Genomic DNA, 19773 nt, shown 5'->3' on the forward strand with positions numbered 1-19773 from the left:
CTCGCCCGTTTCCGTCGATTCTCAGCTCACGTCTGCGCTCGCGGCCCCGTCCCGACGTTTCAGCCGGACCGAGATAACGATAGGTAACGGACACTAATCCTTTAGGTAGCAGTACTAACATCCCTTAATCACACTACTACTACTAATGAGTTCAACACCGGGCTATCAGTCGAGTCGTGCGGGAATCGGCGAGCCGAGCAGTCAGTTTCGGGGAGAGATGTTCGAGATGCTCGCGAACGACACTCGCCGGGCGGCCGTGTCGGTTCTGCTCAACGAGCGCGAGGCGGTTCCGGTGCGGGAGTTGGCGAGTCGGGTCGCCGAGCGAACGTTCGAGAACCCCGACGCGAGCGACCGAGAACGAGTCCACGTCTCGCTCGCCCACAACCACCTGCCGACGCTCGAAGCCGCCGAATTCGTGAACTACGATTCGGAGACGGTTCGCGTGAGCAGCGAGTTCGCCCGTTACCGGTGCACGGTCGAGACGGTGCTGTCGACCACCGCCGACCGGTCGTGCGACGACGCCGACGAGGCGTTGGAGGCGCTCGCGGACCGACGGCGGCGGCTCGTCCTCGCGGTACTCGACAGCGCGTCGAGCCTGCCGCTCGACGAACTCGCAGCACGCGTCGCCGAGCGCGAATCCGACGGCGACGAGAAGGACAACGCGGCGCGCGCCGAGATTCGTCTGGCCCTTCACCACGCGCACCTCCCGAAACTGGACGCGCTGGGATTCGTCCGCTACGACCCCGAGACGAAGACGGTCGAGCGAGGCGAGGGCGACTTCGTCGACTGCCTCGGCGACACCGCGCTCCCCGACGTCGAACGCTGAGCGCGAGCGGCACGGGTCGGTGACGGCCGCCGCCCGACTCAGTACTCGGTCCCCCGACGCGCCCGCTGTCCGGCGTCGATGGGATGTTTTCCCTTTTTGACCTGCGTCACGAGGTCCGCGGCGTCGTAGACGTACCCCGGCTCGGTGTGGCTTCCTGTCAGCACGAGTTCGAGGTTCTCGGGCTTGGCGTCGACGAGTTCGAGCACGTCTCCCTCGTCGAGTAGCCCCTGATCGACGGCGTACAGCACCTCGTCGAGGATGAGCATGTGAACGCCGTCCTCCGGCGGACCGTCGAGTGTGAGCGGCGAGTCGAGGTCCGCCTCGGCCGCACCCGCGAGCAGCTCTCGCGCGCGTTCGAGTCCGCCCTGCGCCTTCGCGCGGTGGTCGTCGTCGTCGCTGCCGTCCATCAGGCCGTGCCAGCCGTAGTGGCCGGTGTTCTCGTAGCTGTAGCCGGGCATCGCCGCGACGGCGTTGTACTCGCCGCGGACGGCGTCGACGCTGTCCGCGCCGCCCTTCATGAACTGGAGCATGTGGACGCGGAAGCCGTGGCCCGCGGCGCGAAAGCCCATCCCCATCGCGGCAGTGGTCTTTCCCTTCCCGTCGCCCCACCACACCTGCACGAGTCCGAACTCCTCGGGAGCGCTCGGTTCGATGCGGTGAGCCTCGGGCGTGACGCCGCGGCCGGGGGTGTTCTCGCGTAGTTCGTCTTTCGAGGTGGTGTCGTCTGTCATCGAGAATCAGTCATCGGTCGTCGGTCAGTTCGAGGTACAGCGCCGCGCTCCACGAGAAGCGGTCGCTTCCCCTTCCTCCGCCCGTCTCGGGGTTGAAGTACTCGCGGAAGCCTCCGCGCTCGACGAGGCGGCGGCTGTCTCGGTCGATTCGGTCGGCGAGGTCGGTCGCGCCGTAGCGACGCAGACCGTCGGCGACGAGCCAGTTCGTGTTTATCCACACCGGCCCGCGCCAGTAGCGGTCGGGGTCGAACGCGTCGCCGACGTAGGAGCGGACGGCGAACTCGAAGTCGAGAAACTCCTCGCGGAGCGTCCGGCGGAGTCGTTCGAACTGCTCGTTCGTCGGTATTTCGCCGAAGACACCGGCGAGCCCCGCGACGGAGTTCGCTCGGAGCTGTCGGTCGCCGACGCGGTCGTAGGAGACGAACGTGCCCAGGTCGTCGTCCCAGAGTCGGTCCCGAATCGCCCCCCGAGAGCGGTCTGCCTGTTCGCGCCAGGTCGACGCCGCCGCGTCGTCGCCGCGTGCAGCGGCGAGCGCCGCGAGGTCGTCACACGCGCGGACGAAGATGGCGTTCGTCAGCGCGTCCTCGACGAGGAACGGACACGACTCGCGGAGGGACAGTTCGTCCCAGTCGGCGGCGCGGGCCGAACGGACGAGCGAGACGTAGCGGTCGTAGTCCCAGTCGGTCGGCCGCTGGTCGGCCAACTCGTCGGATTTGCGGTCCTCGCGCTCGTACTCGATTTCGCCGGGGTCGAACGCCGCGAGCGCGTCGGTCCACGCCGGCGAGTCGTCCATCCCCGTCTCCCACGGGTGGCGGACGTACACCGCACCGCCGTCGGCCGACCGCTCGCGGACCCACCACTCCAGATGGCGTTCCAGCGCCGGATACACTCGGTCGAGGAAGTCGTCGTCGCCCGTCGCCTCGTAGACGCGCCGGGCCGCGGGAACGACCATCGGCGGTTGGGTGATGCCGCTGGTGGCGACCCCTTCGACGTCGACGCCCCACTCCTCGGGGCCGGGGAAGTAGCCCTCGGCGTCGGTGTGGAAGACGATGTGCGGGAGCAGGCCGCTCTCCCACGTCGCCGCACAGAGCGTCTCCAGCTCCGCCGTCGCGGCCTCCGGGTCGACGCCCGCGAGGCCGAGCGCGATGAACGCCGAGTCCCAGTTCCACTGGAAGGGGTAGAGCGTCGCCGACGGGATGGTGTAGCCGTCGGCGCGGTTCGACCGGAGCACGTCGAGCGCCTCGGTTCGGCGGTCGGTCGAGTTGGTCGTGTGTTCGTCACCCATAGTCGACTCGTGCGCGGCGGGCCGCGAGTAACTACCGGTTCCGACGACCGCGTTCATCTCTGTCGACCGGAAGGTCAAACGGATACTTGACAGTACAGAAGAGGTTTATCACCTCCCTGAGACGGCCGGGTATGGACCTCCACCGACGCCGCCTCCTCGGTCTCTCCGCCGCCGGACTCGCGGGATTGGCCGGGTGTGCGACGTTTGCCGTCGAATCGGACGACCCCGCTGACCTGACGACTTCGACGCCGAATACAGGAACCGAAACGCCAACCGACGAGACCAGCACGCCGATCAACGACGAGGACCGACCCGCGTACGCGGAAGGTATCCCGGACCTCGACTGGGCGGACGTCGTCGGCCTCGAAACCGCGCCGCTGACGCTCGCGCTCTCGCCGACGCAGTACTACAGCGACGACGAGGCGCAGGTCATCCTCTGGTTCGCAGAGACGGCGACCGAAGAGCATCCGGCGAAGATTCGCGCACGGTTAGTGAACCAGAACGATTTCCCTAACACGTTCAGACTGCGCGAGACGCCGCCGTTCGGGAAGGGTAGCCAGTTCAGTCGTATTCCGCGGGAACTGAACGAGGTGTACGGCAGACACGAGGGCGGATATCGAGTCGAACTCGTGCTCGCTCCGACAGAGAACCACGACCTCGTAGAGAACGTTCCGAAGTACGAACTCGCCGACGACGGCACGTGGCGACTCGCGTTGGACTCCCCAGGGGGGAACCTTCCCGAGCACGTCCGGTTGGAACCCGGCGAGTACATCGACGGCGAGTACGTCCTCGTCGGGCGACCGCAGGGCGTCGAGTACGGTCGCCCGACCGGCACGTACGAGTTCGGCTGGCGCGACGACGGATTCTCCATCACCGCGTGGGATACTGATTCGCCCGGTCCCGACGAAGAGTCTCGGTTCGCCGGAACGGACCTCCCGTCGCTCTCCAAGGAGTCGGAAGTCGCGTGGTACCACGACGCCGACGAATCGACGCCCTCGTACGTGTTACCCGAACGTGAGGTGACCGACCTCCCCGCAGGGGTCAGGTTCACGTTCGTCAACCACGACCGCGAGTCGACGGGGTGCGGTCACTGGGATCTCTACAAGTTGGTCGACGACGAGTGGTATCACGTCGGGCCGTGGGCGCAGACTCTCGAATGTCGAGGCCTCTCACCGGGCGGTACGGTCACGTGGACACTCCAGGCATTCCACGGGAAGTCGATACCGTACTACGAAGGCCGCGGCCTGAGCATCGGCCACATCGGCGGCGGGACGTACGCCGCGGTCGCGGGCTACGGTCACGCGACGCCGAAGAGCGGTGCCTTGCTCGAAATCGACGCACCGGAAGTAGAGATTACGCCGACCGACGACGTGACGCGCGAACGCGACGGCGATACGGTAAGGCTCACTGCGCCGGGGTACGGCGACGACAACAAATACACCACGGATGCGACGCTCACCGCGACCGAGACAGAGAGAGAACCCGACCAGACGCTCGTCGCCGAGCAGGTGATGCAGGAACGGTATCACGCGCTCAGAAACGTCATTGTGCAGTTCGAGGAGGAAAATGGTATCGAGCGCGTCGTCCTGCGGACCGACGACAGTGGGGTCGACGCGATTGTCGGCTACGACGATTCGCAACGACGAATTCGAGTCCGCGGAACGGCGTACGAATTGATCGCGGAGATAGACGAAGAGTAGGCCCGTCGCTAAATGTGTCGGCACCGCCGAGTCGCCGACGCCACCGCGTCGACGAACCGGTCGAACGCGCCGCTCTCGGGGTGGACGTGCGCGTACGTGCCGAGCGTCTGATACTCCATCAACCCGTCGCGCTCGCCGTCGATACCCCTGCCGCGAATCACGTCGAAGGCGTATCGGGCGTCGGTCGCCGGGTCGGCCTCGGAGTAGTGGAACTCGTGGCCGCGGAGCGTCCGCCCCTCGGGGCAGGTGAGCGCCGTTTCTCGCCCTCGGAGTTCGACGTGGTCGAGCGCCTGATACCGCTCGCGCATCGTCACGTCGGCGGGCAGAACGCCCGCCATCTCGTAGGTGTCGCCGTCGACGGTCGTCAGCGACTCCGTGAGGGCCATCAGCCCGCCGCACTCGCCGAAGACGGGGAGTCCGTCGGCCGCGCGGTCGGCGAGCGTCGAAAGCGCCGGACTGTCGGAGAGTTCGGCGGCGTGCAGTTCGGGGTAGCCGCCGGGGAGGTAGACGCCGTCGCAGTCGGGCAGGTCGTCGCCCGCCGTCGGCGCGAACGTCACCACCTCGGCGCGCTCGCGGAGGCGTTCGCGCGTCGCCGCGTAGACGAATCGGAAGGCGTCGTCGCGGGCGACGGCGACCGTCGGTCGGTCGTCGACGTCGTCGGAGCGGGGCGACGCGTCGTCCTCCTCTTCGGCCGCCGTGAGCCACGCCGGTTCTCTCGCGGCGTCGAGGAGTTTCTCCACTCGGATACCGTCGGCAGCGGCGTCGAGCGCTTCCGCGGAGAGCGGCGACTCGTCGCCCATCTCCAGCCCGAGGTGGCGCTCGGGGATTTCGAGGTCCTCGCGCGGCGGAATCCGACCGAAGTACGTCAACTCGTCGGGAAGCGCCTCGCGGACGCCGTCCTCGTGCCGTCCTCGATGCGCGCGCGAGGCGAGCACCCCCGCGACGTCGAGATCCAGTCCCGCCCGGGCGGCGTACTCGCGGAACCCGAGCGCCGTCGCGGCGACGCTCTCCATCCCGGCGCTGGCGTCGACGACGAGGACGACCGGCAGCGAGAGCGACTCGGCGACTTTTGCGGTGCTCGTATCCATCTCGTCGACGTCAGGTCGACTCGTCGTGCTTCCGTCGTACAGACCCATCATCCCCTCGACGACGCAGACGTCTCCCGACCCGCGGGCGTAGTTGCGGCGCATCCCGGACTCGCCTTCGAGCCACGGATCGAGCGTCCGCGAGGCGCGCCACGTCGCCGCCTCGTGGTGACTCGGGTCGATGAAGTCCGGTCCGGCCTTCGCCGGTTGGACCACCCGCCCGGTCCGCTGGAGCGACCGACAGACGGCGAGCGTTGCGACAGTCTTTCCGACGCCGGAGGCGACGCCGGCGATGACGATTCCATCCATTTCTACTCTAGTGGTTTTACTGCAACTGTATTTGAGTTGTTCGGTAGGCGGAGGCCGATACTCGTGAAATCTCGTCTCTCGGGTCGCGGCGGCCCGGAGGATTATATCACCTCGTCGTGACCAATCGGCCATGCAACTCGATGGACAGACGGCACTCGTCACCGGCGCGGCGTCGGGAATCGGGCGAGCGACCGCGGAACGTCTCGCGGACGCCGGCGCGCGCGTCGTCGTCACCGACGTCGATATCACCGGCGGCGAGGAGACGGCCGACAGAATCGAGAGCGACGGCGGGAGCGCGACGTTTCACGAGCTCGACGTGCGCGATCGGGAGACGTTCCTCTCCGTAGTCGAGGCCGTCGACCAGAAATCCGGTCTCGACGTCCTCGTCAACAACGCCGGCGTCGGCCACGTGCCGAAACCGGTCGAAGACATCACGGAGGCCGAACGCGAGTTCGTCTTCGACGTGAACATCTCGGGGGTCTGGAACGGCTGTGCGGCCGCACTGCCGACGATGAAAGCCCGCGGGTCCGGCGCGATCGTCAACGTCGCCTCGCTCGCGGGCGTCATCGGGTCGCCGAACCTCGGCGCGTACTCGCTGTCGAAGGGTGCGGTCGTCAACTTCACCCGCACGGTGGCCGCCGAGGCGGGCCCCCACGGCGTCCGAGCGAACGCAGTCTGTCCGGGGTTCGTCGAGGGTGGCCTCGGCGAGCAGTATTTCGAGTCGTTCGAGGACCCCGAAGCGGCGCGCGAGCGGTCACGGCGCGGCTACGCGCTTCGCCGCCTCGGGGAACTCGACGAAGTCGCCGACGCCATCGCGTTCCTCGCCAGCGACGCCGCCTCGTTCGTCACCGGCGAGTCGCTGATGGTCGACGGCGGCTTTTCGATTCAGTGACCGCGTAACTCGACGGCGTCCTCCTGTTCGAGAGAGCTGGGCCCGCTTACGCTTCGGTCGGGTCGTTCTCCAGCGATTTCCAGAAGAACGTCGCGGCGACGACGGCAGAGAACGCCCAGACGAGCGTCTGCGCCGGGTTTCCCTCGATGACGAACAGCCCGGCGATAGCGATAGCGAGGAAGAACCAGAGGACGTAGAGGAGTCGCACGACGTTCATCGCGTTACTCGGTGCTGAGCCACCGCAGACCAAATCGGTTTCGTTGAAAAGCGGTCACTCCGACCGAGAGCCCCGAGCCGCGTTCACCCGACGCGCGACACGTCCGCTCGCTCGTCGGTGACGACGCCGTAAGGCGCGTCGGTGACGCTCGTCGGCATCGCCTCGTCGGCGTAGCGCGACTGCAGCGACGCGACGACGGCGTCGCGGACGCAGGCCCGCGCCGCCGCGCCGACGTCGGTCGAAGTTCCCGAGAAGCGCCTGCTCTCCCCATCCGGGTCGCAGCCGACGACGACGGCGTCGCTCGTCGTCCCCGGCACGTTCGCACACGAGAGCAGCGTCGCCGCCTTCGCCTCCGCGACGACCGTCAGGAGGTTGGCCAGCGCACCGGGTTCGAGCGCCCACGTCGTCCCGACGAGGAGGTTCACCGTGCCGGGACGAGGCGGCGAGTCGCCGTCGTCGCGGCCGACGCGCCCGTCGACGGCGTCCGCGCTCGTCTCGGCGGCTTCGTTTCCCGTCTCGACCGGTAACGCCGCCGGGTTCGACACGCCCGCCGTCGCAACGACGTCGACCGACCCGATCCGGGCCCGCCGAGCGTGTCGCATCTCGACGCCCGTGAGAAGCGTCGGTCCGTCGTCGTCGAAGCCGACTGCGTCGCGTCGCTCGCGGGCGAACGCCGCGAGGTCGGTACGAGAGAAGCCGTCGGGGACGGTGACGTTGTACGCGGCGGCGGCGCGCGACTCGCCGCCGTCGAACCCCGAGGAGACCCAGCGCGTGTTCGGACGCGAGAAGCGGAGCACGCCGTCTCGGACCGTCGCCTCGAACGCGCCGTTCGTCGACTCAGACATCCGCCAGCGCGTCGAGCAGTCGGTCGTTCTCGTGTTCGCGCTTGACCGCGACGCGGACGTGCGAATCGAGGCCGCGGAACGTCGTCGCGTCGCGGATAGCGATGCCCTCGGCGCGCGCGGCGTCGACGACGTCCGACACCTCTCGGTGTCCGACGTCGAGCAGGAGGTACGGCGCGTCCGACGGGTAGACGTCGAACTGCTGTGAGAGCGCCGCGCGCATCCGTTCGCGTTCGGCGTCGACCCGCGTTCTGGTCTCTTCGACGAACGCGGACTGTTTGAGGCAGTGCGTGCCGACCTCCGCGGCGGGCGTCCCGAGCGACCACGCCATCCGTGCGGTGTCGAGTCGGTCTCTGAGGTCGCCGGTGGCGGCGGCGAAGCCGACCCGGAGACCGGGAAGTCCGTACATCTTCGTCAGCGAGCGAGCGACGACGACGCCGGGCTCGCCGGCCATGCTCGGCAGCGGGGTGAAGTCGAGAAACGCCTCGTCGACCAGAAGCGTCGTGTCGGTCTCCCGGCAGCGGGCGGCGAAGGAGCGGAGCCGGTCGGGGTCGGCGGCCTCGCCGGTCGGGTTGTTCGGCGTGCAGACGACGACGGCGGCGTAGTCGACGGGGTCGGTGTCGAGCAGCTCGTCGTGGTGCAGAAAGGACGGGTCGCCGCCCTGCAGGCGAACCTCGCGGGCGTACTCGCCGAAGCTCGGCGCGGGAATCAGCACCCGGTCGCCGGGACGCACCGTCACCGAGAGCGCGAGGCGAATCGCCGCGAGCCCGCCTGACGTCGGAATCACCGACCGGGGTTCGCAGTCGACGGTTTCGGCCGCTGCGGTGCGGAACTCGCAGTAGTCGGAGGGGTAACGCCGAGCGACCGACAGCGCCGCGTCGTAGACGCCGACGACGCCCGGCGGCCGTTCCGGGTTCGTGTTGGCGCTGAAATCCAGAACGGCCGGGTCGTCTACGCCACCGTGCGGCACTCGCTCGACGGATTCGAGGGCCTCAGGGTCCATGTGCAACACCCGCGGCGTCAACCACCTTAACTGTTTTTTCGGCGACGTGTTCCAACTCGCCCGCGCGGTCGGCGAGCAGCAGCGCGCCGCCCATCCCCGCGCCCTCCTTGCCTTCGCCCGCCGCGTATCGGGCAAGCGCGTCGTCGCGTTCGCCGAACTCGGGGTCGGTGACGACCAGTTCCACGTCGAGCGACCCGGCCGCGTCGTCGAGGACGGGGACGTCGGCGGCGAGATAGCTCGTGGTCGCCAGCGTCAGCGGCCCGGTGACGCCCTCGTGACGGACGAGCGCAGCGGCCGTGAGCATCTGGGTCCCGCCACCGAGAATCACGTCCTTGTCGGCGTCGAGCGCGCCCGCGGCGAGCCCGGCGACGACCGCCAACACGGGGTCGCCCATCGCCCGCACCGCCAACAGCGGTTCGTAGGCGAACGCACCGGCAGCGATGCCGCTGGCGTCGAGTCCCTCCGCGACGACCGACGATTTGAGTTCCATCGGGTTCTCGGGGAACGACGAGGAGACGGCCCACTCCTCGCCGAGCGCGCGGAGCGTCCCCAACGCCGTGGTCGTCCCGCCGGGAATCGTCTCACCGACGACGAGTTCCTCGTCGGGCAGAGTCCGGCCTAGTTGGCGGGCGGCGAGGAACGACCCGGGTGCGGTCGGCACCGGGTCGGCCTCGCGGATGTCGCGGCCGCGTTTCGCGCCGACGCTCACCGTCGGCGCACCCGTCGGCACCGAGAGACCGGCGTCGACGGCGAGGAAGTTGAAGTCCAGCAGTTCCCGGACCGCCCGCGTCACGGCCGCCGGAGTGGGGCACCCCGTCGGACTCACCGGCAGTTCGGGCGCGCGGACGAGCGACCCGTACTCGACGAGTTCGAGGTCGGCGCTCGGCGTGTGCGCCAGGAGGTCCGAGTCGGCACCGGCGGCGCTGATGCCGTCGATTTCGGCGGTGTCAGTCGCGCCGGCGACGAGTATCAGCCGCACAGCGCCTCCGCGAGCGCGATGTCTGGCGGGCGGTTCACGTTCACGGCGAGTCGGGCGTCGTAGCTCACGTGTACGTACTCACCTCCTGCGGCGACCACGTTTAGCCCCGTCGGAGCGAGAGTGCGCCCGCCACGTTCGAACGTCGTGTCCGTACTCGCCCCGAGACGCCGCTTCAGCGCGTCGGGAACGCAAACCGTGACCGAGCGAGCGTCGTCGGCCGTTCCGCCGTCGGTCGCGACTTCGACGACTTCGTCTGCGTGCTCGGCGGCGAAAAGCGGCAGGTCGGCGGCGACGGTGACCACCGGTTTCTCCGCGGTTTCGAGCGCGAACCCGAGGTCTTCGACGTAGCCGTCGCCGGGCGCGTCGAGAATCGCTATCCGAGACGAACCGGCGCAGCCGGTGTCGGCGACACCTATGAGATGGTCGCGCGTCCGCGGCGTGTGCGGCGAGACGACGGCGTAGACGGTGTCGACGCGGCTCGTCAGCAGCGCCGCGAGCACGCGGTCGACCATCGGTTCCCCCGCTACCTCGACGAGCGGCTTCTCCGTCTCGCCGCCGAGTCGCGTCCCCCGTCCGCCGCACATCAGAAGAGCGTCCACGCGACCACCCCCGCGTGGAGACCGACGACGCGCCCGAGCTCGTTCGCCGCGCCGAGGACGTCGCCCGAGACCCCCCCGACCGCACCCGCCGCCCACCGGCGGAGCAACAGCGCGACGGCCGGCCCCGACAGCAGCGCACAGACGAGCGCGAGGGTCGCCGACGGGGGCGCGGCCAGCACCGCCGGGAGCGCGGCGACGGCGACGGACAGCAACCCGGTGGCGTCGTTTTCGGCGACGACGGCCGAGCCGAGACCCTCGTGGGCGGGCGCGCCGAGGCAAGCGAGCAGCGCCATCCCCGCTTTCGCCCCGACTTCGGCGGCGACGACGATGCCAAGGGCGACGATAATGCGGAGGTCGACGACCGGATTCGCGGCGGCGGCCGCGACGCCGAACGCGCCGAGCGCGAGTGTGACGACCGAGAGCGCGAGCGCGAGCGCGCCGCCGACGCCGGTCTGCGAGTCCTTCAGCACGTCGAGGCGTCGCTCGGCGTCACCGTGGACCACCGCGGCGTCGCCGACGTCCGCGAGGCCGTCGGCGTGGGTGATACCGGTCACGAGATAGAGCGTGCCGAGATAGAGCGCGGCGACGGTGCCCGGTCGCGAAACGGCGTAGAGCAGGGTGAACGGGAGCGCCGCCAGCGCGCCGACGAGGTAACCGACGAGCGGGAACGTCGCGGGAGTGGTCCGGAAGGCGTCCCACTCGCGTTCGCCGCCGCCGACCGGCAGGCGCGTGAGGAACGCGACGCCGCCGCGCAGCGCGCTCAAAACCACGTCAACACCTCTGAGACGACGGCGACGGCGGAGACGCGGGCGGCCACAAGCGTCGCCGCCAGCGCGAGCCCCCACGCGAACCCGCCCGCGACGGCGACGACGCGGATGCCGTGGTCGGCGTCGGCCGGCGTCGGGAGCGCGACGTTCCGGTTCAACACGTAGACGCCCGGTTTGTCGAGTCTGACGTCCAGCACCGCCGCGAGCGTGGCCATCGGCCACCCCGAGTTCGGCGACGGGGGTTCCCCTGACCACCCGCGTGCGCGCGCGAGCGAGCCCAGATTGCCCGCGGCGACGGCGACGAGCGCGGCACTGAGGCGCGCCGGGAGCCACATCACCGCGTCGTCGAGTCGCGCGGGTGCCCAGCCGACGGGTTTGTCTCGATAGCCGAACATCGAGTCGAGCGTGTTCACGGCCTTGACCCACGCCGCCCCGGCCGCCGCGAGCGGAAGCGACAGCGGCGCGAGGAGCGCGAACGCCAGAAGCGGGGCGACGAGTCCGTCCGCGAGGTTCTCGGCGACGCTCTCGACGGCCGCGCTCCGCAGCTCGCCCGACGAGAGGTCGGTCGGGTCGCGTCCGGCGAGCGCGCGAAGGTTTTTCTGGGCCGCCTCGGTGTCGGTGTCGCTGTCCTCGACGACGCGCCGCGCCGCGTCGAGGAGCATCCGGAGACTCGTCGTCGAGAAGAGCACCAAACCGGCGGCGACGAGCGCGGCCGTCGACCCGAGCCACGCTGCGAGGGCGACGACGCCCGCCGTCGCCCCGCCGGCGGCGAGCGGGAGCGCCAACGCCGCGACGACGCCGACGAGCTTCGGACGTCGCCACTGTCGGTCGGCCCGTGCGGCGAGACGACCGAACAGCGCGACCGGATGGATTCGAGCCGGCGGTTCGCGGAGCGTCCAGTCGAGGGCGGCCGCGAGCACGACAGCGCCGCTCGCGGCCGGTAGCATCACTTCACCCCCGTACTCGGACCGTCGCCGGCGGGGGCGCTTTCGAGTCGCGCGACCAGCGCGGCGAGCGACGTCTCGGTCACGTCGACGAACTCCCCGCCGACGGCTTCGACGCCGCCGTCGGTTCGGGCGTCGTCGCCGACGTGGAGGAGGTTCTCGGGGGAAGCGCCGAGCGCCGAGGCGACCGTCTCGAACGCTCGCGCGTCGGGTTTTCGCCAGCCGCAGGCGACGCTCGTCACCGTCGCGTCGAAGGCGTCGTTCGGGATGGCCGACCGGATGAGCGTCCGACGGGCGAGTTCGGGGACGCTGCAGTTCGACAGCAGGCCGACGGGGCCGCGGTCGGCGGCGGCAGCGACGGCGGCGACCGCATTCGGCCGCGTCTCTACCACGGGGTCGAAGGCGTTGACGACGGCGCGACGCGCGGCGTTGTTCGGCGCGTCGACGTCGCGGCTTCCGAGGGCGGCGCTGACGTGCGCCGGGAGCGGGACCTCCGCCCCCTCGGGGGCGTCGATGTGGACCTCGCGGTACGCGTCGCCCCAGTCGTCGGGGACGGCGACGCCGAGGGTTTCGAGTTCGGCGGCGACGGCGGCCGCGGGGTCGGACGGGGAGGCCGCCTCGACGAGCGTCCCGAAGAGGTCGAACGTGACTGTCACTGCACGGTGATTGGCTAAATCGAACTTGAAGATACTGATGCGAGGGCTCTCGCCCCGTCCGATAGGCGAGGCTGACAGACACGAATCGGATACAGACACGCCCCCGTTATTATAATACAGAAAAGATTATGTGAATCTTAATCAAGAGCTGCGCTACTACGTTAACGAGATAGATGTCCGAGAGAATCAGCCAGTACCGGGTGACGACGCTGGTCGTCGTCGCCGCGGTCGTTTTTTCAGCAGGGGCAGTCGGAGTAACGACAGCAGAGACGCCGAACGAGTCCGGAGAGGCGGTCGAGCTCTCGGAGTGCACGTCGATCTCGTCCGCCGGGACGTACCGCATCGGCGGGGACCTCCAGACGAACGGGTCCGCCTCGTGTCTGCGCGTGACCGCCGACGACGTCCGAATCGTCGGCGACGGGCACGCGCTCTCGGGTGACGGCGACGGCGTCGGCATCGTCGCCGACGGCGTGACGAACGTCACCGTCGAGAACGTCTCGGTCACCGGGTTCGAGTCGGGCGTCCGCTTCCGCGGCGTCGACGGCGGGTCACTCCGCGGCGTGGCCGCCGTCGGCAACGCCGGCGACGGCGTCCAACTGCACTCGACGACCGGCGTGCTCGTCGTCTCGACGCGTGCCGACGAGAACGTCGACGACGGTATCGTCCTCGACGACGCCGACGACAACCGCATCGAGAGCAGCGCGTTCCGCCGCAACGGCGGCGACAACGGCGGCGACGGTATCCTCCTTCGGAACGGCTCCGACGGCAACGTGGTGCGGTTCAGCGTCACCGACGAGAACGTCGACGACGGCATCGACCTGGACAACGCCAGCGGCAACCTGCTGGAGTCGAACCTCGTCCGCGACAACGAAGGGTTGGAGAACGCCGACGGCATCGAACTGCGCGACTCCGACGACAACGCCATCCGCCGCAACACGGTCCAGAACAGCCTCGACGACGGAATCGACCTGGCCCGTTCGGACAACAACACCGTCTCCCGGAACACCGTCACCGGTAACCGGAACGACGGCATCCCGGTCGGCGTCGCCGAGAACAACCGCGTCGTCGGGAACGTCGTCCGCGACAGCGGTAGCGACGGTATCCTCCTCCGCGGAGAGGCGTCGAACAACCTCGTCGGGCGTAACACCGTGACCGGCAGCGTCCGCGACGGGATTCTGCTCCGTCTCGGTGCCCGCGAGAACCGCATCGTCGACAACACCGTCACCGACAGCGGCCGCGACGGAGTCGTGCTCAGAAACGTGACGGCGAACGTCGTCCGCGGGAGCGTGGTCCGCGACAACGCCGACGACGGCATCGAGATCGACTACGGCGGCGACCGAAACCTCGTCCAGCAAAACGACGTGTTCGACAACGGAGCCGAGGGTATCAGGTTCCACCGGTCGGTGGGGACGCGACTCCTCGACAACCGAGTGTGGCGAAACGGCGCAGACGGCATCAACGTGACCGATGTCCGCGGCGCGGTGCTCGCGCGCAACGTCGTCAACCAGAACGCCGACAACGGCGTCGAGCTCACGCGCGTCACGGCGTCGGCCGTCGTCGAGAGCACGACCAAAGAGAACGGCGCGAACGGCATCAGACTCGACCACGTCCGGCGCGTCGTCGTCGCGTTGACCGACGGCGACGACAACGGCGACGGCGACGTGTCGGTCGTCGAGTCCCAGAGCGTCTGGACTATCGACCGCTCCGACCCGCGGTCGGAGCCGGCGGTGCTCGAAGCGCTGATCCGCCGGGTGACCGGCTTGGACGTACCGATTAGCGAATGAAAAGAGCCGGAGCTGAGATAACGGAGGACCGGGAAAGCCGGAAGCGAGCGGTCGCCTACCGGATGATGTTCGATTCGAGGTCCCGCGGGAAGAACGTCAGCCACTCGACTCCCCGCTCGGTGACGGCGATGGTGTCGGAGTGGCGGTAGCCGAACTCGTCGGTGTAGATGCCGGGTTCGATGGTGTACACCTGTCCGGGTGCCATCTCGGCGTCGGCGGGGTCTTCCTGGGCCTCGTCCCATCCGCGGTCGATGTACGGCGGTTCGTGGCCGCCGAGACCGATGTTGTGGCCGACGTGGTGCTGGGCGAGGTCGGCGACGCCCTGCTCTTCGAGGTAGTCCCAGACGACCTGGTCGACGTGGCTGATGGAGACGCCCGGCCCGAGCGCCTCGATGGCGATGGTCTGGGCTTCGAGCATGAGTTCGAAGTAGTGAACCTGTTCGTCGGTCGGTTCGCCGACGAACATCGTCCGCTCCAGTTCGGAGTGGTAGCCGTCGACGTTCGCCGACGCGCCGGTGATGAGCACGTCGCCCTCCGAGAGTCGCTCGTTCGGGGTGTGACCGTGCGGGAGCGCGGTTTCGGTGCCGCTGATGTAGCCCGCGTTGACCGGGCCGTTGCCGCGCACGCGGACCGAGTAGCGGTCGCCGAGCGTGTCGAGCATCGCGCGGGAGGCGTCCGTCGACGCCTGCTGGCTGACCGTCGCCGGATGTGCGCCGACTTCGGTGTAGTCGGCGAGGTAACGGTGGCCGAGGTTCGCCCACTTCGCCGACTCGCGGATGAGGTCGACCTCGACGTCGGTCTTCTCCCAGCGCATCCGGCCGACCCAACCCTGGGATTCGACCTCGACGAACTCCGAGAGCTTCGGTCCCTCGTAACCCATCACGCCGAGTGCGCCGTCGCTGTCGGCGGCGACGGCGTCGACGCCCATCCCGCGGAGCATCGAGACCGCCGTCTTCAGCGGTTCGTCGCCGGGGTAGTCGAAGTAGTGATGGACGGCGTCGATTCGGGGGTTCGGTTCGACGCGCTCGACTTCGAGCCGCGGCACCGTAATCTCGATGCGGTTCGGCGTCACCGCGAGGACGACGGGTCGCTCGGTCTGGATGTGGTGGAAGCCGGTGAGATACTCGATACTCGTCGCGCCGAACCAGACGCCGGCGTCGGCGTCGGTGTCGGCGAGCGCGCCGCGGATGCTGTCGAGACGCGCCTCGAACTCGGAGGGCGGGAGTCTGGTTGCCATGGCACTGACTCATCCGAGTGGCTGAAAAACGTATGGCGTCCGGCAGGGCGCGCCGGTTCGTTCGTCGGACGCTGCCGCGCGGACGTTACTTGTGACCGGGACGCTGGTCGGACTGCGATTCGACCTCTTCGGCGATCTCCTGCAGATCGCGGTCGGTGTTGTACTCGTTCTCGCCGCCGGCCTCGCCGGTGAGTTCGCCGTAGACGGCTTCGCGGACCTCCTGGGCCGACTCGTACTCCTCGTCCTGTTCGAGACGGTCGAAGACGCTGCCCATCGACTCGGTCTCGTTGGCGAGGTCGGTTCCCTCCTGTCCGTACATCTCGGCGATCTCCTCGCCGCGGACGGGGAACTTCTGGCCTTCGAGGTGGCGGTCGACCTCGGCCATGATGTTCTCGACGGTGTCCGCGCGTTCGTCCTTCCGCTGCCGCGAGCTCTCGATGACGCTCTCGTGACTCGGGTCGGTCTGGGGGTTCTCGTCGGGTTCGTCGGCCATGGCTCACAGTACGGCACGGAGTCAAAAAGGCGTAGTGGCGGCGCGGGTGGCCGCGGCCGACGAACGACCCCGGACGCTACAGGTTGACGCTCACCCAGTCGCCGTCGCCGCGGGCGGACTCGTACGCCGCCTCGGTGACCGCGGTGACGCGCAGGCCGTCCATCGGCGTCGCGGGCGGGGCCGTCCCCTCGCGGATGGCGCGGACGAACGACTCGGCTTTGTTCGGGTGTGACTGGCCGCCGAGATACGGCGTGTGCGTCGTGCTGTCGGCGTCGATCTCCGAGAGCTGGCGGTCCTCCCACTCGCGCCCGTCGAGATACACCGCGCCCTCGTCGTCCCAGATGTGGATGTGTTCGCGCGTGCAGGGCGTCTTCCCGTACACCGAGACGCTGGCGTTGGCACCCTCCTCGAACTCGATCCACAGCTCCGCACGCTCGTCGACGCGCTGCTCGTCGTCGACGAACGTCATGTCCGCGCGGACGGCCGTGGGCGTGAGGTCGGTCGTCCAGAGGATGGCGTCGAGGATGTGGCTCCCCGTGTCGTAGAGGTAGCCGCCGCCGCTAAGGTCGGGGTCCGACCGCCACGTCCCGCTGAACCGCTCGACCCAGTCCTGGCTGATTTCGGCGGTTATCCACTGCGGCGTCCGGTCCGTATCCGTCCATCGCTGCCGCGCTTCGACGAACGCCGGGTTGAGGTGGCGCTGGTAGCCGACCATCAACACCTCGTCGGCGTTCTGCGTGCGCTCGTAGAGGTCCTGTGCCTGTTCGAGATCCGTCGTCAACGGCTTGTCGCAGAGCACGTGGAGCCCGCGCTCCAACGCAGCGACGACCTGATCGTAGTGGAGCGTGTGCGGCGTGCCGATGAGAACCGCGTCGAGGTTCTCGCCCTCGAGCATCTCCTCGTACTGTTCGTACCGCGACTCCGGCGGCACCGAGAACTGTTCGCCCGCGTCGACGCGCGCGGACTCTGCCAAGTCGCACACCGCCGCGACGCGGGCCTGCGGGTGGTGGGCGAACTCGCCGCCGACGGTCGTTCCGATGTAACCGAGGCCGACGATACCAACTCGAATCGGGGCGTCGCTGTGTGTCTTCTCCGACATCGTGACCTGCGCTTGTACGACGACGACGAGCATAGTCGTTGGGTGAGTTCGCGGCCCCTGCGAGCGGAGCGAGGACCGGGGAGGGTCTCGCGAACGGAAGCAGTGACCAGCACCCGGCGATTACCAGCGGTGGTGGACGTGGTCGCGGACGCGCTCATCGTACACCTCGTGGATGAGTTCGTGCTGTTGTGCCGACGGTTCCGGCAGGTCCGCGGCGGCGACGTTCTGGCGGATGTGTTCGGGACTGCTCGAGCCGGGGATGACGGTGCTCACGGCGTCGAACGAGAGAATCCAGCGGAGCGTGAACTGCGCGAGCGTCGCGTCGTCGGGAACCGCCGCGCCGAGTTCGTCGGCGGCGCGGACCCCCGTCTCGAACGGGACGCCCGCGAACGTCTCGCCCATATCGAAGGCGTCGCCGTCTCGGTTGTAGTTGCGGTGGTCGTTGTCGGGGAACTCGTCGTCGACCGAGAGATTGCCGGTGAGGAGGCCCGACGCCAACGGGACGCGGACGATGACGCCGACTCTGCGGCGGATGGCTTCCCTGAAGAACAGTTCGGCGGGCCGCTGGCGGAACGGGTTGAAGATTATCTGGACCGTCTCGACGCCGTCGTACTCGATGGCTTTCAGCCCCTCCTCGACTTTCTCGACGCTGACGCCGTAGTGGTCGAGTTTCCCGGCTTCCTTCAGGCCGTCGAGCGCCTTGAACACCTCGGGTCGGTAATACGCCTCCGTCGGCGGGCAGTGAAGCTGAAGCAGGTCGAGCGAGTCGACGCCGAGATTCTCGCGACTCCGGTCGACGAACCGCTCGAGGTTCTCGCGGGTGTACCGCTCAGCCTCGTGCGGGTCGAGGCGACGACCTGCCTTGGTGGCGACGGTAACGTCGCCGCGGGCGTCTTCCTCGTCGAGCACCTCCGCAATTCGCCTCTCGCTCGCACCGTCGCCGTAGACGTCGGCGGTGTCGATGAAATCGATACCTGCGTCGAGCGCCGCGCGGACCGCCGCGCGGCCCTCCTCCTCGCTCACGTCGCCCCAGTCGCTACCGATGTTCCACGTCCCGAGGCCGATTTCGGTCACGTCGTATCCGGTGGTGCCGAGTTCGCGGTGTCGCATACTGCGCCGTACGCGCGTGCGACCGTAAGTGTCCCCACGGCGGAAGGGTTTTCCCGGAATCGACGCCGGGTACATCCGCACCGAAGCGACTGTTATGCTCGCTCACGCGGCCGCTGTCGGCCTTCGAACCGTCCTGACGCTTTTCATCCTCTCGACTGATTATTCCCACATGTCAGTAGCTCCCGACCCAGCCGAGATATTCAAGCGAGCCGTGAAGGAAGGCGAGCGACGCCTCGACCAGTCGCTGCTCGAACTCGCCTCGACGAGTTTCATCGCGGGGTTCACCGTCGTGTTCGGCATCGTCGCGCTCGGCTACGTCCACGCCGCAGTGGGGCGGCAGTTCGGTCCGCTCGCCGAACTAGCGGGTGCGCTCGCCTTCGGTGTGGGAGTCGTGTTCCTCATCGTCGGGCGGACGGAACTGTTCACCGAGAACTTCTTCGACCCGACAGCGAAGGCGGTCGAAGCGGATTCGTGGATGCTCTCGTCGCTCCTTCGTCTCTGGACCGTCACCTTCGCGTTCAACCTGCTCGGCGGCGGCCTCTTCGCGTTGGTCTTCGCCGTGGAGGGGACGCTGTCGGCGCACACCACAGAGGCGCTGCGAGCGTTCGCCGTGGAGTTCGTCCGCCGAGAGCCGACCGCGGAGTTCGCCAACGGCGTCGCCGGCGGTGCGCTCGTCGCGCTACTGTCGTTTCTCTTGGCGGCCGTCGACAGCGTCAGGAGCCGTATCACGATGGCGTACATCGTCGGGTTCCTGCTGGCGCTCGGCCCGTTCGACCACGTCGTCGTCACGATGCTCCACGTCTTCTTCGGCGTGCTGTTCGGAGCGGAGATCGGCGTCGTCTCGTTCGCCGTCATGACGGCTATCGTCACGGCGGGGAACTTCGTCGGGGGACTCGGCTTAGTGACGTTCACCCACGTCACTCAGTTCAGGGGCGCGCGCGAGTCGGACAGTTGACCGTCCTCGTGGTAAGGGCCTCGAATAGGACGGGTTACAGGCAGTCGATTGAACAGTCCGCTGTTCGCTTCGCTCGCGGAGCAGCGACGCAAGAAGTCCGCTCTCCCCGATTTGAACGGGGGGCAAGCCGATCTACAGTCGGCTGCTCTGCCAGGCTGAGCTAAGAGCGGTGCCCTTCCGTACCGCGCTCTCGCGTATAACGATTACTGTTCGGCGCGTCGTGCGTGAACGAATCACGCGGATTGGGCAAGATTCAAATA

The 19773-nt window shown here is 68.5% G+C and carries 20 protein-coding genes and 1 tRNA gene; 5 read left to right on the top strand and 16 right to left on the bottom strand.

The genetic code is table 11. The features are described from left to right. Positions 1-145: 145 nt before the first annotated feature. Positions 146-826 (top strand): DUF7344 domain-containing protein, encoded by a 681-nt coding sequence (locus tag LAQ73_RS04560; protein ID WP_224270065.1) that lies wholly within the window; start codon positions 146-148, stop codon positions 824-826. 38 nt (positions 827-864) lie between these two features. On the opposite strand, the gene LAQ73_RS04565 is transcribed toward LAQ73_RS04560, so the two are convergent. Both LAQ73_RS04565 and LAQ73_RS04570 read right to left on the bottom strand, forming a co-directional pair. Further along, a complete protein-coding gene (locus LAQ73_RS04565; protein WP_224270066.1) occupies positions 865-1557 on the bottom strand; it encodes a cob(I)yrinic acid a,c-diamide adenosyltransferase in 693 nt (230 codons plus the stop codon). A 10-nt stretch (positions 1558-1567) separates the two neighbouring features. Beyond that, on the bottom strand, positions 1568-2842 hold the full coding sequence (locus tag LAQ73_RS04570; protein ID WP_224270067.1) for an amylo-alpha-1,6-glucosidase: 1275 nt from the start codon (positions 2840-2842) through the stop codon (positions 1568-1570). Positions 2843-2973: 131 nt separating this feature from the next. On the opposite strand from LAQ73_RS04570, the gene LAQ73_RS04575 reads away from it, so the two are divergent. Then, entirely contained in the window at positions 2974-4542 is a 1569-nt protein-coding gene (locus LAQ73_RS04575) for a hypothetical protein (protein ID WP_224270068.1), read from the top strand. An 8-nt stretch (positions 4543-4550) separates the two neighbouring features. On the opposite strand, the gene LAQ73_RS04580 is transcribed toward LAQ73_RS04575, so the two are convergent. Beyond that, complete coding sequence (locus LAQ73_RS04580) at positions 4551-5936, bottom strand: cobyrinic acid a,c-diamide synthase (RefSeq protein ID WP_224270069.1); 1386 nt, start codon at positions 5934-5936, stop codon at positions 4551-4553. A gap of 130 nt (positions 5937-6066) precedes the next feature. On the opposite strand from LAQ73_RS04580, the gene LAQ73_RS04585 reads away from it, so the two are divergent. Continuing rightward, positions 6067-6828, top strand: coding sequence for an SDR family NAD(P)-dependent oxidoreductase (locus tag LAQ73_RS04585; protein ID WP_224270070.1), 762 nt, complete (start codon positions 6067-6069; stop codon positions 6826-6828). 46 nt (positions 6829-6874) lie between these two features. Here LAQ73_RS04585 and LAQ73_RS04590 read toward each other — a convergent pair whose 3' ends face one another. The 8 genes from LAQ73_RS04590 to LAQ73_RS04625 form a co-directional block, all read right to left on the bottom strand. Continuing rightward, entirely contained in the window at positions 6875-7045 is a 171-nt protein-coding gene (locus LAQ73_RS04590) for a hypothetical protein (protein WP_224270071.1), read from the bottom strand. A gap of 83 nt (positions 7046-7128) precedes the next feature. Continuing rightward, entirely contained in the window at positions 7129-7890 is a 762-nt protein-coding gene (locus LAQ73_RS04595) for an adenosylcobinamide amidohydrolase (RefSeq protein WP_224270072.1), read from the bottom strand. Continuing rightward, complete coding sequence (gene cobD, locus LAQ73_RS04600) at positions 7883-8890, bottom strand: threonine-phosphate decarboxylase CobD (RefSeq protein ID WP_224270718.1); 1008 nt, start codon at positions 8888-8890, stop codon at positions 7883-7885. Before cobD ends, LAQ73_RS04595 begins: the two co-directional genes overlap by 8 nt. Further along, positions 8880-9869 carry a nicotinate-nucleotide--dimethylbenzimidazole phosphoribosyltransferase gene (locus tag LAQ73_RS04605; protein WP_425601120.1) on the bottom strand — a complete coding sequence of 330 codons (990 nt, stop codon included), beginning with the start codon at positions 9867-9869 and terminating at the stop codon, positions 8880-8882. Before LAQ73_RS04605 ends, cobD begins: the two co-directional genes overlap by 11 nt. Beyond that, positions 9860-10453 carry an NTP transferase domain-containing protein gene (locus LAQ73_RS04610; RefSeq protein WP_345778399.1) on the bottom strand — a complete coding sequence of 198 codons (594 nt, stop codon included), beginning with the start codon at positions 10451-10453 and terminating at the stop codon, positions 9860-9862. Before LAQ73_RS04610 ends, LAQ73_RS04605 begins: the two co-directional genes overlap by 10 nt. Continuing rightward, complete coding sequence (gene cobS / locus LAQ73_RS04615) at positions 10453-11238, bottom strand: adenosylcobinamide-GDP ribazoletransferase (protein ID WP_224270074.1); 786 nt, start codon at positions 11236-11238, stop codon at positions 10453-10455. The genes LAQ73_RS04610 and cobS overlap by 1 nt, the downstream gene beginning before the upstream one ends. Further along, complete coding sequence (gene cbiB / locus LAQ73_RS04620; protein ID WP_224270075.1) at positions 11229-12182, bottom strand: adenosylcobinamide-phosphate synthase CbiB; 954 nt, start codon at positions 12180-12182, stop codon at positions 11229-11231. Before cbiB ends, cobS begins: the two co-directional genes overlap by 10 nt. Further along, entirely contained in the window at positions 12182-12835 is a 654-nt protein-coding gene (locus tag LAQ73_RS04625; RefSeq protein ID WP_224270076.1) for an HAD family hydrolase, read from the bottom strand. The genes cbiB and LAQ73_RS04625 overlap by 1 nt, the downstream gene beginning before the upstream one ends. Before the next feature lie 173 nt (positions 12836-13008). Here LAQ73_RS04625 and LAQ73_RS04630 point away from each other — a divergent pair, with 173 nt between their 5' ends. After that, entirely contained in the window at positions 13009-14619 is a 1611-nt protein-coding gene (locus tag LAQ73_RS04630; protein ID WP_224270077.1) for a right-handed parallel beta-helix repeat-containing protein, read from the top strand. Positions 14620-14674: 55 nt separating this feature from the next. On the opposite strand, the gene LAQ73_RS04635 is transcribed toward LAQ73_RS04630, so the two are convergent. From LAQ73_RS04635 to LAQ73_RS04650, 4 genes are all read right to left on the bottom strand, one after another. Beyond that, positions 14675-15856: a M24 family metallopeptidase gene (locus LAQ73_RS04635; protein WP_224270078.1), complete on the bottom strand. Its 1182-nt coding sequence runs from the start codon at positions 15854-15856 to the stop codon at positions 14675-14677. A gap of 85 nt (positions 15857-15941) precedes the next feature. Continuing rightward, entirely contained in the window at positions 15942-16349 is a 408-nt protein-coding gene (locus LAQ73_RS04640) for a DUF5789 family protein (RefSeq protein ID WP_224270079.1), read from the bottom strand. Positions 16350-16425: 76 nt separating this feature from the next. Next, positions 16426-17448 carry a Gfo/Idh/MocA family protein gene (locus LAQ73_RS04645; protein WP_224270080.1) on the bottom strand — a complete coding sequence of 341 codons (1023 nt, stop codon included), beginning with the start codon at positions 17446-17448 and terminating at the stop codon, positions 16426-16428. A 120-nt stretch (positions 17449-17568) separates the two neighbouring features. Next, on the bottom strand, positions 17569-18558 hold the full coding sequence (locus LAQ73_RS04650; protein ID WP_224270081.1) for an aldo/keto reductase: 990 nt from the start codon (positions 18556-18558) through the stop codon (positions 17569-17571). A gap of 169 nt (positions 18559-18727) precedes the next feature. Between LAQ73_RS04650 and LAQ73_RS04655 the strand changes: the two genes are divergently transcribed. Beyond that, a complete protein-coding gene (locus LAQ73_RS04655) occupies positions 18728-19513 on the top strand; it encodes a formate/nitrite transporter family protein (protein ID WP_224270082.1) in 786 nt (261 codons plus the stop codon). Positions 19514-19609: 96 nt separating this feature from the next. Here LAQ73_RS04655 and LAQ73_RS04660 read toward each other — a convergent pair. Next, positions 19610-19683: transfer RNA gene (locus tag LAQ73_RS04660), tRNA-Tyr, on the bottom strand. Between the last annotated feature and the right edge of the window lie 90 nt (positions 19684-19773).

The sequence above is a fragment of the Haloprofundus salinisoli genome (assembly GCF_020097815.1).
GTDB lineage: Archaea > Halobacteriota > Halobacteria > Halobacteriales > Haloferacaceae > Haloprofundus > Haloprofundus salinisoli.